Origin of the sequence: Microvirga sp. 2TAF3, from assembly GCF_052114965.1 — a bacterium.
GTDB lineage: Bacteria > Pseudomonadota > Alphaproteobacteria > Rhizobiales > Beijerinckiaceae > Microvirga.
The window spans coordinates 1-14,572 of the sequence record NZ_JBFRFT010000033.1; the positions used below are offsets into that span (position 1 = coordinate 1).

A 14,572-nucleotide genomic window follows, 5' to 3' on the forward strand; every position below is an offset into this window, starting at 1 on the left:
TGAGGAAGGTCGCCGCGCTTACAGGCAACCAGAACACGCTCCCGCAGATCAGGCGAATAGGGCTGGGGCATGGCTTGCCTCCTGGGCCATCTCCCAGTCAACGCACAGATCACCCCAATGGATTCAAGCCCAGATCAAAAGCGCTTTAGCGCTCATCACCATCGTGGGGACCCTGGCCTATCTCGGGCTCGCCATCCTCGGCGCGGGCGGGTTTGCCGCCTTCTTCTCCCCTCCTTCCCGGACCGCCCTGACGATCGTCCTTTTCGCGCTGTCCGGTGCGGCGCTCTTCAGCAGCGGCAATCTGAGCCCCGGCGAGCGCGAGGACCGTGCCAACCGCTGGGTCATTGCAGTTTTTGCGCTGATCGGGGTGCTGGCTGCCTATCTACCCGCCTACACGGAACGCAAAGGGTTCTGGGTCTTCGACGGAGATGCCATTCGCTGGCTCGGCGTCATCCTCTTCGCCGCCGGCGGGGCGTTGCGAATCTGGCCGGTCTTCGTGCTCGGCCGTCGGTTCAGCGGACTGGTGGCCATTCAACCAGGGCATAGGCTGGAGACGAGCGGTGTCTATGGCGTCATCCGCCATCCCAGCTATCTGGGCTTGCTCATCAACGCGCTGGGGTGGGCCCTCGCCTTTCGTTCCGGGGTCGGCGTACTGCTCACGGCGCTCCTTATCCCGCCGCTTCTCGCACGGATGAACGCGGAAGAGAGATTGCTGCGCACGCAGTTCGGTGACGAGTATGATGTCTATTGCAGCCGCACGTGGCGGATGATCCCCGGCCTCTATTGAGGCGAGCCGCCGCCGCAGGTTCCAGGATGGATCGGCTCCCGTCCGTTCGGCTTCCGGCAGCGGATGGCAACGAACATGACCGATCTTCAGGCCGACTATCTTGAACCTTGTCCCATGGACCTTTACCTCCGCACCATGAAAACCTCCGATTGCGACATCCTTATCGTCCCCGGCTATGAAGATTCAGGCGTGGACCACTGGCAGAGCCGCTGGGAGCGCCAGCTCTCGACTGCGCGCCGGGTCAAGCAGGAAAGCTGGGATTCCCCCAACAAGGACGAATGGGTCGAGAAGATCGTGCAGGACGTGAAGCAGGCCAAACTGCCCGTCGTGCTCGTCGGCCACAGCCTCGGCGTCATCGCCATCGCCCATGCGGCCCCGCTTCTGCCCCTGGACAAGGTCCAGGGCGCGTTTCTCGTCGGGCTGCCGGACGTGGAGCGGCCCGGCTTCGTCCCGGCCGTCGACCGCACCTTCGCGCCGATTCCCCGCGATCCCCTGCCCTTTCCCTCGGTGCTGGTGGCGAGCCGGACGGATCCGCATTGCGATTACGAGAAGGCAGAGGACATCGCCTATGCCTGGGGCTCGGCCATCGTGGATGCGGGCGATGCCGGGCATATCGATACCGATAGCGGCCACGGCCCCTGGCCGGAGGGCCTGATGCGCTTTGCAGGATTCCTCAAGCTTCTCTGACAGCTCCTCCAACATGACGAAAAGTTCATGTGGCGGTCACCTGACCGAGAGCAGGATCGGCTCATCCTGCCCTCACCCACTCAAGGAGGAGATCTGCATGAAGAAATTCGCCATCCTATCCGCTGCTTCCGCCCTGGCGCTCGCCGGCACGGTGGCCTACGCGCAACCGGCTCCTCCTCCCGCGGGCGGACCGGGCGGCCCCGGCTCTCGTCCGCAGATGAGCCGCGCGGATTTCGATTCCCTGACCGATGCCCGCATTGCCGCCATCCAGGCCGGCCTGAAGCTCACCCCCGATCAGCAGAAGCTTTGGGGTCCCGTCGAGCAGGCCCTTCGGGCCCAGGCGGCAACCCGCATCCAGCGTATCGAGGAATTCCGTCAGCAAAGGTCCCGTACGGAGCGACCCGACCTGATGCAGCGCCTTGAGCTGCGCTCGACCGCGGCGACGAAGAACGCCGAGAACCTCAATGCTCTCTCGACCGCGATGAAGCCCCTCTGGGCCTCCCTCGACGACCGCCAGAAGCGCCTTCTGCCGATCCTAATAAATGCAGGCCGTCCGGGTCGCGAAGCCGGGCGCCATCACGGTGCCCGTGGGCATATGGGCATGATGCAGCACGGCGGCCCCGGCATGACGCAGCCGGGCGGCCAGCCGCCGGCAGCTCCGGCCCAGCCACCGAAGCAGCCGTAACAAACAAAAAGGCCGCCCAATGGGCGGCCTTTCCATATCTGCGACCGGTTCTCGCGGCTTTTAGCGCCTCGTGCGGAAAAGTGGATCCCACTTTTCCGCACCGAACGATGCGCTCTCGATAAAGAGAGCATCGGATGATCCCAAAAGTGGAATCCACTTTTGGGGCCGGTGCTTTAGCGCGAATAGAACTCGATCACGAGGTTCGGTTCCATCTGGACCGGATACGGCACCTCGGACAGAGTCGGGATGCGTGTCATGCGGGCGGTCATCTTGGAATGATCGACCTCGATGTAGTCCGGGACATCGCGCTCGGCGAGCTGGCTCGCCACGACGACGACCTCGAGCTGCTTCGACTTGTCCTTCACCTCGATCACGTCGCCGGGCTTCACGAGGAAGCTCGGGATGTTCACGCGGCGGCCGTTGACCTTCACGTGGCCGTGGTTGACGAACTGGCGCGCGGCGAACGGGGTCGCAACGAACTTCGAGCGGTAGACGACCGCGTCGAGACGGCGCTCGAGCAGGCCGACCAGGTTCTCGCCCGAGTCGCCCTTGAGGCGGATCGCTTCCGCGTAGTAGCGGCGGAACTGCTTCTCGGTGATGTTGGCGTAGTAGCCCTTGAGCTTCTGTTTGGCGCGCAGCTGCGTGCCGAAGTCGGAGAGCTTGCCCTTGCGGCGCTGGCCGTGCTGGCCGGGGCCGTATTCGCGGCGGTTGACGGGGCTCTTCGGGCGGCCCCAGATATTCTGACCCATGCGGCGGTCAAGCTTGTGCTTGGCCTGAATGCGCTTCGACATCGCGGTTCCTCTCAGGAATCGAACGGTTTTGAGGAACGCGCCCTCCTCTTCCCTTTCGGGACGACAGGCCGGAACGAGCCGGGCCACGGGTGCGTAAAAAGTTAGCGCGGCCTTTTACGGACCGCGCGAACCGGGATGGCCTAGGGGAAAATCGCAGGAGAGTCAAGAAAGCTCGTCATGGCCGGACGAGCGACCCGAAAACTCACGGTGCGGCGAGGTCGACATGGGCGAACAGGTATCGGTCGAACCAGTCTGGAAATGCATTCGCGAGCGCCTTCGGGCCCTCGACCGCCAGGCCCATCCGCTGCGCCTCGACGAAACCGACATCGCCCCGCCACCATGCGACCAGCGCGGAAAGGCGGGCCCGGACGCATAACGGCTCCGGAAATCCGGGATTCCGGGTGCAGAGCGAGGCCTCCGCTGCCTTGAGCAACATGAAGCGTGGCGGCTGCCGCCCGTCGATCTCGAAGCGGACGACGATCGGGTCCTTGGGCAGCGCCTCGAAGCGGACGCGTCTTTGCATGTCGACGAGCAAGGGCTCCAGATCGAGATCCTCGTCCCCGGGTCGCCTCGGCAGCCATCTCTGTCCCCAGGTCCCCAGGGCGCTCACCAGCGTCGCCAGCTCCCTGCCCGCTTCGGTGAGATCGTATTCGGGACCATGCTCGCCATCGATGCGCGCGACTGCTCCGACGAAGACCAGCTCCTGCAATCGCTCCGAAAGCATGGTGCGGGAAATTCGCGGTATGCCGCGACGAATATCGTTGAAGCGCCGGCTCCCGCAGAGGAGTTCGCGCACGACGAGGAGGGTCCAGCGACCACCCAACGCCTCGTGGGCGCGCGCCACGGAACAGAATTGACCATAACCCGTCATGCCCGAGCGCTAACATGGCCTTGCCGGCTTGAGAAGTCCGGATTCCGTACCTGACACGCCGTCTGCTAAAGCCTAAGCCCGAGGGATCTCCAGACCCGGAAGAGGGACAGGCATCATGAGCGAATTGCGGCGGAACATCCTGGATTGCATCGGCAACACGTCCTTGTTGGCCTTGCGCAACGTCGTGCCCGGGAACGGCTCCCGCATCCTGCTGAAACTGGAGAGCGAAAACCCCACGGGCAGCATGAAGGACCGGATGGCGCTTGCCATGATCGAAGCGGCGGCGGCGGACGGGCGTCTCCCGGCGGGCGGCCCGGTCGTCGAATATACCGGCGGCAGCACCGGGGTGTCCCTGGCCCTGATCTGCGCGGTCAAGGGACATCCGCTGCACATCGTGACTTCGGATGCCTTCGCCCGGGAAAAACTGGACCATATGAAACTGCTGGGGGCCAGGCTTCAAATCGTTCGAAGCGAGAACGGAGGCATGACGGAGAAACTCACCCGGGACATGATCGAGGGCGCCCGCGTCATCGCGGTCGAAACGGGAGCCTACTGGACCGATCAGATGAAGAATAAGGACCAGATGGCGGCCTACCGGAAAATGGCGGAGGAAATCTGGATTCAGACGGAGGGACGGATCGACGGCTTCGTCCAGAGCGTGGGGACTGCGGCGTCCCTTCGAGGTATCGGGGAAACCCTGCGCCGCTATGACGAACGGGTCAGGATCGTTGCCGTCGAGCCCTCCGAATCCCCGGTCCTGTCGGGCGGCCGGCCCGGTGCTCATAAAATCGACGGCGTCGGGGCGGGCTTCGTCGTGCCGCTCTGGCAGGGGGACACCGCCGATCAAATTGAACAGGTTTCCACGGAAGAGGCTGTGGCCATGGCCTTTCGGCTCGCCCGGGAGGAAGGCCTGTTCGCGGGGACGTCCACCGGCGCCAACGTCGTTGCAGCCTTGCGATTGGCCGAACGGCTAGGACCTGACGCGACCATCGTCACCGTCATGTGCGATACCGGAATGAAATATCTCAGAACCTATGGCGCGAAGCTCGACTGAGAGAATAGCGCCTCCGAACGGAAAAGGTCATTCCGCGGCCTGTGCCGGCACTTCCTCGGGAGCCCGCACAACCGCGGGAGCCTCCTTCGGGACCCGCTCTTTCCGTCCGCCCCGCCACCAGGCGCGGGCCGCGAGCGACAGGCGGTCCAGGTAGAGATAGACCACAGGCGTCGTGAAAAGCGTGAGCGCCTGGCTCACGATGAGGCCACCCACCATGGCATAGCCGAGGGGCTGGCGGATTTCCGAGCCGACTCCGTGCCCGAGCATCAGCGGCACGCCACCGAGCATTGCAGCCATCGTCGTCATCATGATCGGCCTGAAGCGCAGCAGGGCAGCCTTGCGGATGGCATCGCGAGGAGAGAGATTCTCGCCCCGCTCCGCGCTGATGGCGAAATCCACCATCATGATACCGTTCTTCTTCACGATGCCGATCAGGAGGATGACTCCGATGAAGGCGATGAGGCTGAAGTCGATGTTGAACAGCATCAGCGTCGCCAGCGCTCCGAGGCCGGCGGATGGTAGCGTCGAGAGAATAGTGATCGGGTGAATATAACTCTCGTAGAGGATGCCGAGGATCAGGTAGACCACGACAAGCGCCCCCAGGATGAGCAGCGGAACCGTCGACAGGGAGGCCTGGAATGCCTGGGCATTGCCCTGGAAGGTGCCGAGCAGCGAAATGGGCGGATTGAGCTCCCTCTGAGCCTGTTCGATCGCCTGCGTCGCCTGCCCCAAAGCCACCCCCTGCCCCAGATTGAAGCTGATCGTGATGGCCGGAAACTGCCCTTGATGGTTGATCGAAAGCGGGGCGATCTTGCGGGTGGTCCATCGCGCGAAGGTGGAGAGCGGCACCTGCTGCCCGGTGATCGGAGACTTCAGGTAGATGTTGTCCAGGGTCTCGGTATCGCCCTGCAGATTCGGCAGGATTTCCATGACCACGTTGTAGCTGTTCAGCTGGGTGAAATACTGCGTGATCTGACGCTGGCCGAACGCGTCATAGAGCGTATCGTCGATGAGCTGCGGCGTGAAACCGAAGCGCGAGGCCTGATCCCGGTTGATCGTCAGGGTCAGGGTCGTGCCGTTTATTAGCTGGTCGGTGGCGACGTCGCGCAGCTCCGGCAGCGCTTTCAATTTCTCCAGGACTTTCGGAGCCCAATCGTTGAGCTCGTCCAGGTTGGCGTCCTGCAAGGTGTACTGGAACTGGGTGCGCGCCTGACGCCCTCCCACATTGATATCCTGCGACGCCTGGAGGAACAGGCGGATACCTTCGACCTTGTCGAGCTGCGGACGTAAGCGGGCGATCACTTGCGTGGCGGATGCGGTCCGCTCCGATTTCGGCTTCAGGGTGATATACATGCGCCCGGTATTGAGGGTCGAAGCACCGTTGCCACCGATGGCCATGGCAACGGTGGCGACGGCCGGATCGCGGCTGACGATCTCGCCGAGCTGCTGCTGCCGCCGGTACATGTCCTTAAACGAAATATCCTGCGCGGCTTCCGATGTGCCCAGCATGAATCCCGTATCCTGCTGAGGGAAGAATCCCTTCGGGATCTCCACGAACAGGACGCCTGTCGCGGCAAGGGTGCCGAAGAACAGCAGCAACGTCAGGAACTGGTGTCTCAGAACCATGTCGAGCCCGCGCTCGTAGCCGTGCTCAAGCGCCATGAAGAAACGCTCCATCCAGACGTAAAGCCGTCCGTGCCGCTCCCCCTCCTTCACCGGCCTGAGAAGGCGCGAGGCCATCATCGGGGTCAAGGTCAGGGACACGATGGCGGACACGGCGATGGTCATGGTGACCACGACCGAAAACTCCCGGAACAGCCGCCCGATGATGCCGCCCATCAGCAGCAGCGGGATGAACACGGCGATCAGCGAGATGCTGATCGACAGGATGGTGAAGCCGATCTCGCCCGCGCCCTTGTAGGCGGCCTCCATCGGATCCTCGCCGTTCTCCACATGCCGGAAGATGTTTTCCAGCATGACGATAGCGTCATCGACCACGAAGCCGACGGAAATGGTCAATGCCATCAGGGACAGGTTGTCCAGACTGTAGCCCACCAGATACATCAGCCCGAACGTACCCAGAAGCGCGAGCGGAACGGTGACGCTCGGAATGACGGTCGCCCACAATCTCCGCAGGAACAGGAAAATCACGAAGACGACGAGAGCGATCGTGATCATCAGCGTGAACTGCACATCCGATACCGATGCGCGGATCGTCTGCGTGCGGTCGCTCAGGACGGCGATCTTGATGGCCGGTGGAATGGCGGCTTGCAGGCGCGGAAGCGCCGCCTTGATGCGATCGACGGTGTCGATGACATTCGCGCCCGGCTGCTTGAAGACGACGAGGAAGACGCCTCTCTTGCCGTTCGCCCAGGCTGCGAGCTTGCTGTTCTCCGGTCCTGCAATGGCCTGTCCGATATCGCGCACGCGGACGGGCGCACCATTCTGATAGGCGACGATGACGTCGTTCCATTCCTCGGCCCGAACGAGCTGGTCGTTGGCATAGATCGTGAAGCTGCGGTTCGTGCCGTCGACCGACCCTTTCGGATTGTCCACCGTCGAGATCGCGAGCTTGTCGCGGACATCTTCAAGGGAGAGGTTCTTGTTGACGAGCTTCGCCGGATCGAGCTGGACACGGACCGCCGGCTTCTGCTCGCCGCCGATCGAAACCTGTGCCACGCCGGAAATCTGGCTCACCTGCTGCGCCAGCTTGGTATCGGCATTGTCGTCGACCTCCGTCAGGGGCAAGGTGTCCGACGTGACGGAGATGATCAGGATCGGCGTATCGGCCGGGTTGACCTTTCGATAGGTCGGCGGGTTCGGGAGGTTCTTCGGCAACTGCCCGCTCGCCGCATTGATGGCCGCCTGAACATCCTGCGCGGCGGCGTCGATATTGCGGTTGAGGTCGAACTGAATCGCAATCGAGGTCGAGCCGAGCGCGCTGGTCGAGGACATCTGCGTCACGCCCGGGATCTGGCCGAATTGCCGCTCGAGCGGCTGCGCCACCGAGGAGGCCATGGTCTCAGGGCTTGCGCCCGGCAGCTGGGCCGAAACCTGGATCGTCGGAAAGTCGATCTGCGGCAGAGGCGCGACCGGCAGGAACGGGTAGGCGACAAGCCCTGCGAACAGGATGCCGATCATCAGCAAAGTGGTCGCGACCGGGTATCGGATGAAAGGCGCAGAGATGCCGCCGCCCATGCTACTTCTCCTCGGCCGCGACACGCTGGGGTGCATTGTCGACGACTTGTATGGCTACCCCCGGCTGCAAGCGATAATGCCCCGATGTCACGACGGTCTCGCCGGCCGCCAGGCCGTTCTTGATCACGGCCTTGTCGGTGGTGATGATTCCGACGTCGAGATTCCTCAGCTCGACTGTCCTGTCCGGCTTGACGACATAAGCGTAGAGGCCCTGCGGCCCGCGCTGCACGGCTGTGCCCGGCACGGTGACGACGCCTTTCAAGGTTTGCGCGAGAAGGCGCGTATCGACCGACATTCCCGGCCAGAGGGCATGGTCGTGGTTCTCGAACCTTGCCTTGAGGCGGATCGTACCGGTCGCCGTATCGACCTGATTGTTGACGAGCGTCAGCTGGCCTTCGGCAAGGACATTCTTGGCGTTCGGCGAAAGAGCCCAGACCTTCAGAGGCACCTGGGCCTGTGCCTTGTTGATCTCCGACAATTCCGATTCCGGAGCGGTGAAAACAACGGAGATCGGCTCGATCTGGGTGATGTCGACGATCCCGTTCGTATCCGTCGCATGGACGAGGTTGCCCTGATCCACCTGCCGGAATCCGGTGCGCCCCGTGAGCGGCGCACGGATCGTCGTGTAGGTGAGCTGGGTTCTGGCATTGTCGATGGCCCCCTGATCCCCCTGGATCTGCGCGATCAGCGAATTGACCGCAGCCTGCTGGGTATCGAATTGCTGCTTGGTGGCGAAGTCCCGCGTCAGGAGCTGCCGCGTCCGCTCCAGGTCCGCCCTGGCGCTGACGAGCATGGCTTCGTCCTGCGCTTTCTTCGCCACCGCCTGGTCGAGTGCGGCCTGGAAGGGCCGCGGGTCGATCTGGATCAGGAGATCACCCTCCTTGACCATCTGCCCTTCCGTGAAGGCGATATGCTCGATCTGCCCATCCACCCGCGAGCGCACGGTGACGGTATTGAACGCCTGAACCGAGCCGAGGCCATTCAGATAAACCGGGATGTCGCTCGTTTCGGCCGTCGCGACACGAACCGGGACAGGCGCAACCGGCTGCGCCGCTTCGGCGGCGCGGGACGAAGCCGCCTGTGGACCGAAGCGCTTCCATCCGACATAACCGCCGGCAACGATGACAAGAAGAATGAATGCCGTCAGGACGCCACGGAATATCCGTGATGCCTTCGGCGCGGTTTCGACCATGGGCTTCCCCGCGCTTATGCGCCTTCGTACCCATGACTACGCCGCAAAGCTCGCCGGGTTCGCGCCGCACACGAAGTCGTGCGCAAAAGCCGCAAGCCGCCTTGATCCTGACGAAATCCTGGGAATCCGTCAGGCCCGTGTGAGCGGCAGGGATTCCACGGCCAGGAGGGGCAAGCCCTTCTCCCTCAGGGCATCCCTCAGGGCGGATCCGAGTCCTCGCCCTTCCGTGAAGACGGCAATCGCCTCGCCCTCATCCGCCTCATGGCCGGGAACGGGGCCTCCCATGAGCTGCACGACGCGCCGGGCAACAGCCGGAGCCGGATCGATCCAGGTCACTGGCCATGGGGCAAGCGCCTGAAGGCGCGGCAGGAGCAGAGGGTAATGGGTGCAGGCCAGCGCAACCACGTCGGTTCGCCCCGTCTCGTCCTCGGCGAAGCAGGGAAGCAGTTCGGCGCGCAGGTCCTCATCCGGAACGGGGCGTCCCTCCAGCTCCGCCTCGGCGAAGCCGGCAAGCCGCGTCGATCCGACAAGGTTCGCCCTGCATCGGGCCGCATAGGCGTCGACGAGCCCGCGCGTGTAATCCCGCGCCACCGTGCCGGGCGTGGCGAGAACGGTGATGAGACCCGTGCGCGAGATTTGCGCCGCCGGCTTGATCGCCGGGACGGTGCCGACGAACGGTATCGCGAAGCGCTCCCGCAGACGCGGCAGCACGAGAGTCGAGGCCGTGTTGCAAGCGATCACCGCGAGATCGGGATCGCAGAGGCCGATCAGCCGCTCCATCACCTCGATGACCCGCGCGACCAAGGCGTCCTCGCTGAGGCGTCCATAGGGGAAAGCGGCATCGTCCGCCGCATAGACGAAGCGCGCGTCGGGGCGCGCTTTCAGCACTTCGGAGAAGACGGTGAGGCCACCGAGGCCGGAATCGAAAACCAGGATCGTGGGGACAGGCGACGGCATGGCAGCCAGGTTATAGGCCGTTCCGGCCAGAAGATCGACGTGCACGCAAGCCCCCTCTCGAAGCCTTGTTCTGCCGTATTTTCTCTTCGCAAAGCCGATCCGCCTTCGCGAGAATGCCCAGGTCTACGAACGGCCGTTCAGAAACTCCGACAGGCTCTGCCTGGTTTCCGTGGGCGCCAGATTCAACCTGCGGCGCGGGCCCTTCTCCTGTTTGTCCTCGTCACCCTGCACCTTCGGCATGTCTGCCGAGAGGCGTCGCACGGGCCAGCCATCGGTCCAGGTCCCCATATCGATGAATTTCGGATCGCGCCGCAATGACGCCGCATCCCTGCCCGCGAAGGCGGCCTCGGCCGCCATGTCGAAGGTTTTCCAGAACGCGAGGTAATCGAGCGTATCGGTGCCGTTGTTGCCGAGTTGCTGGGTCAGGATGGTCTGCGGGCCGGTGAGCGCCATGTCCGCGCTCCAGCGCCATGTGTTCTTCTGTTTGGGATCGCGGGGCGGATCCGGCATAAGTTTTATGGCGGCGGCGTCATAGTCGGGCTTCGGAGAGCCCGGCGAGGCCAGGGTCGCCGTCAGGGCCGGATAGCCATGGTCGTCCGATGCGACCCGCATGAAGAGCTTGCGGCTGGCCGGAATCCCCGTGGTTTCCTGGAGGATCCGGCGCGAGGCCCGGTCGCTCGGAATATAATCGCGGTCGCCGCTCATGGTGATGAGCAGGGTCGACGCATCGACGGCCGAGAGATCCCGCAGCAGGATGCCCTTTTCCTTCTCGGTCGAGGCGATGCCGCCCGGCATGAGGCCGAAGATCAACTTGGGAGAGGGAATTTCGCTGGCACCGGCGCCCGCCGCGAGATTGAGCGCGATCAGGACACCGGCAGAATGGCCGATATAGGCCACGCGCTCGAGATCAGGCCGCGCGCTTGCATCCTCGGACAGGGTCGCCAGGGCATTGCGGATCAGGGTTTCCGCCAGGCCGGAGGCGTCGGCGGGCCGTGAACGGTTCACTTCCTGGAAACGCGGGTAGAGAACGAGATAGCCCCTGCGCGCCAGATGGTCGATCCAGCCGCCGTAGAGCGCCGGGTTCACCGCGCCCCAGGAATGGAGAAACACCACGACGGGCCGAGGCTCGGAAGCGGGACCCGCACCATGGAAGACATAAGTGCCGCTGCTCGCGGTTCCGATCCCACGCTTGACGATCTCCGCGATCGTGTAATCCGTCCCGCCCGGCCCCTGCTCCGGTTGTTTGGGCGGCGATGCCGCATAGGCCAACGGAGCGGCAAGGCAGGAACCGAGAAGGAGAAGGCTCGTCAACGCACGGCGCATGAGGGATACCGATCGAAAGCAGGCGCCTGGAAAGCGCCCTACGCCGCAACGTAACAGAACTTCTTTAAGGCTTTCTCAACCTGCGACCTTCCGCTAGGGCACGAATCGCCCCGCGCAGGGTGCGAACGTCCTGCTCGGTCATCTCCAGCCGATGAAAGATGTCCCGCATGTTGCGGGCCATGATCGGCTTCTTGTCTTCGGGATAGAAGTTCACCGCATCGAGTTCGGTTTCGAGATAGTCGAAGAAGGAGGTGATCTTCTCCCGCTCGGCCGGCGGCGAGCGTCTCTCGCCCGTAAAGGGCAAAGCCCCTTGGGCCTCGCGCTTGTGCCATTCATAGGCCACGAGAAGCACGGCCTGGGCGAGGTTCAGGGACGAGAATTTCGGATCGACCGGAAAGGTGACGATGGCGTCGGCGAGCGAAATCTCATCGTTCTCGAGTCCCGTCCTCTCCCGCCCGAACAGGATGCCCACATCCTGCCCTTCCGCGATGCGGCGTTGCGTCTCCTGCATGGCGGGTTCGGGCGCGAAGACACGCTTCATCTGCCCGCGTTCGCGGGCCGTGGTGGCGAACACGAAATTCAGGTCGGCAATGGCCTCCCGCGCGGTGTCGTAGAGCTTCGCGCCTTCCAGAACATGCGTCGCGCCGGAGGCCGCCGAATGCGCGCCCTTCTTCGGCCAGCCGTTGCGCGGCGAGACGAGGCGCAGTTCGGACAGGCCGAAATTGGCCATGGCGCGGGCCACCATGCCGATATTCTCGGCCAATTGGGGCTCGACGAGGATGATGATCGGTTTTCCGGAGACGTCAGACATGAGCCGCCCCACCCTCCGGCGTCTGATGCGGTCGCGACGGACCCCACCGCCAGAAGAACCCGACCCTGGAGAACCCGGCCTTGAGGAACCCAACCTTGGCTTTCGTCATTCTATCATCCGCCGATCTCATGAGCCGTCCTCATATCACCAAATCCCCGAAACGGAGTCCCAAGTGCCCTGGCTGCGTCACGCTTCGACAGTTTTTTGCTTGTGTCTTCTGACGGCCGGCTCCGCCTGGGCGGCCCAATCCGTGGGTAAGGCCACAGCGTCGTCTGCCCCCCTCTTCCACGGCAATTGGTGCGGGATGGGCGATGCCCATCGGGCCGCGCCGGTCGATGCCCTGGACGCGGCCTGCCGCGCGCATGATCTCTGCTATGAGCGGACCGGACGCAATGCCTGCTCCTGCGACAAGGCCTTTCTGAAGGCGACCGCGGGGCTCATCGCCAATCCTCGTACCGACGAGACCCTCCGCAGCAAGGCGGCGACCGCCAATTCCCTCTTCAGCGCCACGCCCTGCATCGGGCCCCGGGAAAGCCGGCCGAGGGCCGTGAGGCGCTGAATTTCCGCCGAAAGTCGACACTTCCCCCCCGGCTCCAGTCGCGCTATAGCCCGCGCCACGATGCCTGCCATCCGGCGGGCTTTCTTCCAGAGTTGAGAGCAAGGTGAGATCATGGCGAAGATCAAGGTAGCCAATCCGGTCGTCGAACTCGACGGCGACGAGATGACCCGCATCATTTGGCACTACATCAAAGACAAGCTGATCCACCCCTATCTCGATATCGATCTCAAGTACTACGACCTGGGCATGGAGCACCGCGACGCCACCAACGATCAGGTCACGATCGAGGCGGCTGAGGCCATCAAGAAGTACGGCGTCGGCGTCAAATGCGCCACCATCACGCCGGACGAAGCCCGCGTGAAGGAGTTCAACCTCAAGGAGATGTGGAAGTCGCCCAACGGCACGATCCGCAACATCCTCGGCGGCGTGATCTTCCGCGAGCCGATCATCTGCAAGAACGTGCCGCGCCTGGTGCCGGGCTGGACCCAGCCGATCATCGTCGGCCGTCACGCCTTCGGCGACCAGTACAAGGCCACCGACTTCAAGGTGCCCGGCAAGGGCCGCCTGACGATCAAGTTCGAGGGCGAGGACGGCACGGTTATCGAGAAGGAAGTCTTCAAGTTCCCGGGCGGCGGCGTGGCGATGGCCATGTACAACCTCGACGAGTCGATCCGCGAATTCGCCCGCGCCTCGATGAATTACGGCCTGATGCGCAAGTATCCGGTCTATCTCTCCACGAAGAACACGATCCTCAAGGCCTATGACGGCCGCTTCAAGGACATCTTCGAGGAAGTCTACCAGAACGAGTTCAAGGCGAAGTTCGACGCCGCCGGCATCACCTACGAGCACCGCCTCATCGACGACATGGTGGCCTCGGCCCTCAAGTGGTCGGGCGGCTATGTGTGGGCCTGCAAGAACTACGACGGCGACGTGCAGTCCGATACGGTTGCGCAGGGCTTCGGCTCGCTCGGCCTGATGACCTCGGTGCTGATGACGCCGGACGGCAAGACGGTGGAAGCGGAAGCCGCCCACGGCACCGTGACCCGCCACTACCGCGAGCACCAGAAGGGCAAGGAGACCTCCACCAACTCCATCGCCTCGATCTTCGCCTGGACCCGAGGCCTCGCCCACCGCGCCAAGCTCGACGACAACGCCGAGCTCGCCAAGTTCGCCGCGACCCTCGAAAAGGTCTGCGTGGACACGGTGGAAGCCGGCTACATGACCAAGGACCTCGCCCTCCTCGTCGGCGCCGAGCAGAAGTGGCTCTCCACAACCGGCTTCCTCGACAAGATCGACGAGAACCTCAAGAAGGCGATGGCGGTTTAAGAGAGCAGCCGTCACACCCACCGCTCGTCATGGCCGGACTTGTTCCGGGCATGACGAACGAGAGACAGCGACGACCCAAAGCCCGGCTTCATGCCGGGCTTTTTGTTGCGCGGGTGTGGTCGGCAAGCTTGATATTGTTCTCATTTTGTTCTAAGAATTTATACACATTTGAGAACCAATGGTTAAAGCGCTTTTGATCTGGGCTTGAATCCATTGGGGTGATCTGTGCGTTGACTGGGAGATGGCCCAGGAGGCAAGCCATGCCCCAGCCCTATTCGCCTGATCTGCGGGAGCGTGTTCTGGTTGCCTGTAAGCGCGGCGACCTTCCTCA

At 63.5% G+C, this 14,572-nt stretch carries 13 protein-coding genes; 6 read left to right on the forward strand and 7 right to left on the reverse strand.

Annotated features, from left to right (window positions below; translation table 11 throughout):
- From AB4Y97_RS20460 to AB4Y97_RS20470, 3 genes are all read left to right on the forward strand, one after another.
- Window positions 1-787 (forward strand): methyltransferase family protein (locus AB4Y97_RS20460; protein ID WP_442000884.1); only part of this gene is annotated, 787 nt, incomplete at its 5' end.
- 135 nt (window positions 788-922) lie between these two features.
- On the forward strand, window positions 923-1,474 hold the full coding sequence (locus AB4Y97_RS20465; protein ID WP_442000896.1) for an RBBP9/YdeN family alpha/beta hydrolase: 552 nt from the start codon (window positions 923-925) through the stop codon (window positions 1,472-1,474).
- 97 nt (window positions 1,475-1,571) lie between these two features.
- A complete protein-coding gene (locus tag AB4Y97_RS20470; protein WP_442000885.1) occupies window positions 1,572-2,159 on the forward strand; it encodes a Spy/CpxP family protein refolding chaperone in 588 nt (195 codons plus the stop codon).
- 173 nt (window positions 2,160-2,332) lie between these two features.
- On the opposite strand, the gene rpsD is transcribed toward AB4Y97_RS20470, so the two are convergent.
- Both rpsD and AB4Y97_RS20480 read right to left on the reverse strand, forming a co-directional pair.
- On the reverse strand, window positions 2,333-2,950 hold the full coding sequence (gene rpsD, locus AB4Y97_RS20475; RefSeq protein ID WP_442000886.1) for a 30S ribosomal protein S4: 618 nt from the start codon (window positions 2,948-2,950) through the stop codon (window positions 2,333-2,335).
- 202 nt (window positions 2,951-3,152) lie between these two features.
- Window positions 3,153-3,821 (reverse strand): winged helix-turn-helix transcriptional regulator, encoded by a 669-nt coding sequence (locus AB4Y97_RS20480; protein WP_442000887.1) that lies wholly within the window; start codon window positions 3,819-3,821, stop codon window positions 3,153-3,155.
- Between the two features lie 115 nt (window positions 3,822-3,936).
- Between AB4Y97_RS20480 and AB4Y97_RS20485 the strand changes: the two genes are divergently transcribed.
- Entirely contained in the window at window positions 3,937-4,875 is a 939-nt protein-coding gene (locus AB4Y97_RS20485; protein WP_442000888.1) for a PLP-dependent cysteine synthase family protein, read from the forward strand.
- A gap of 27 nt (window positions 4,876-4,902) precedes the next feature.
- Here AB4Y97_RS20485 and AB4Y97_RS20490 read toward each other — a convergent pair whose 3' ends face one another.
- The 5 genes from AB4Y97_RS20490 to AB4Y97_RS20510 all read right to left on the reverse strand — a co-directional run bounded on the left by AB4Y97_RS20490 (window position 4,903) and on the right by AB4Y97_RS20510 (window position 12,356).
- A complete protein-coding gene (locus AB4Y97_RS20490) occupies window positions 4,903-8,073 on the reverse strand; it encodes a multidrug efflux RND transporter permease subunit (RefSeq protein WP_442000889.1) in 3,171 nt (1,056 codons plus the stop codon).
- 1 nt (window position 8,074) lies between these two features.
- Window positions 8,075-9,265: an efflux RND transporter periplasmic adaptor subunit gene (locus AB4Y97_RS20495; protein WP_442000890.1), complete on the reverse strand. Its 1,191-nt coding sequence runs from the start codon at window positions 9,263-9,265 to the stop codon at window positions 8,075-8,077.
- A gap of 129 nt (window positions 9,266-9,394) precedes the next feature.
- Window positions 9,395-10,267: a glutamate racemase gene (gene murI / locus AB4Y97_RS20500; RefSeq protein ID WP_442000891.1), complete on the reverse strand. Its 873-nt coding sequence runs from the start codon at window positions 10,265-10,267 to the stop codon at window positions 9,395-9,397.
- 78 nt (window positions 10,268-10,345) lie between these two features.
- The gene (locus tag AB4Y97_RS20505; RefSeq protein WP_442000892.1) at window positions 10,346-11,545 is read right to left on the reverse strand and encodes an alpha/beta hydrolase family protein; all 1,200 of its coding nucleotides are present in this window, start codon (window positions 11,543-11,545) and stop codon (window positions 10,346-10,348) included.
- A gap of 64 nt (window positions 11,546-11,609) precedes the next feature.
- Window positions 11,610-12,356, reverse strand: a complete 747-nt coding sequence (locus AB4Y97_RS20510) for an RNA methyltransferase (RefSeq protein WP_442000893.1) — start codon at window positions 12,354-12,356, stop codon at window positions 11,610-11,612.
- Window positions 12,357-12,606: 250 nt separating this feature from the next.
- Here AB4Y97_RS20510 and AB4Y97_RS20515 point away from each other — a divergent pair, with 250 nt between their 5' ends.
- Both AB4Y97_RS20515 and AB4Y97_RS20520 read left to right on the forward strand, forming a co-directional pair.
- Window positions 12,607-12,915: a phospholipase A2 family protein gene (locus tag AB4Y97_RS20515; protein ID WP_442000894.1), complete on the forward strand. Its 309-nt coding sequence runs from the start codon at window positions 12,607-12,609 to the stop codon at window positions 12,913-12,915.
- Window positions 12,916-13,026: 111 nt separating this feature from the next.
- Entirely contained in the window at window positions 13,027-14,241 is a 1,215-nt protein-coding gene (locus tag AB4Y97_RS20520; RefSeq protein WP_442000895.1) for an NADP-dependent isocitrate dehydrogenase, read from the forward strand.
- The last annotated feature ends 331 nt before the right edge of the window (window positions 14,242-14,572 follow it).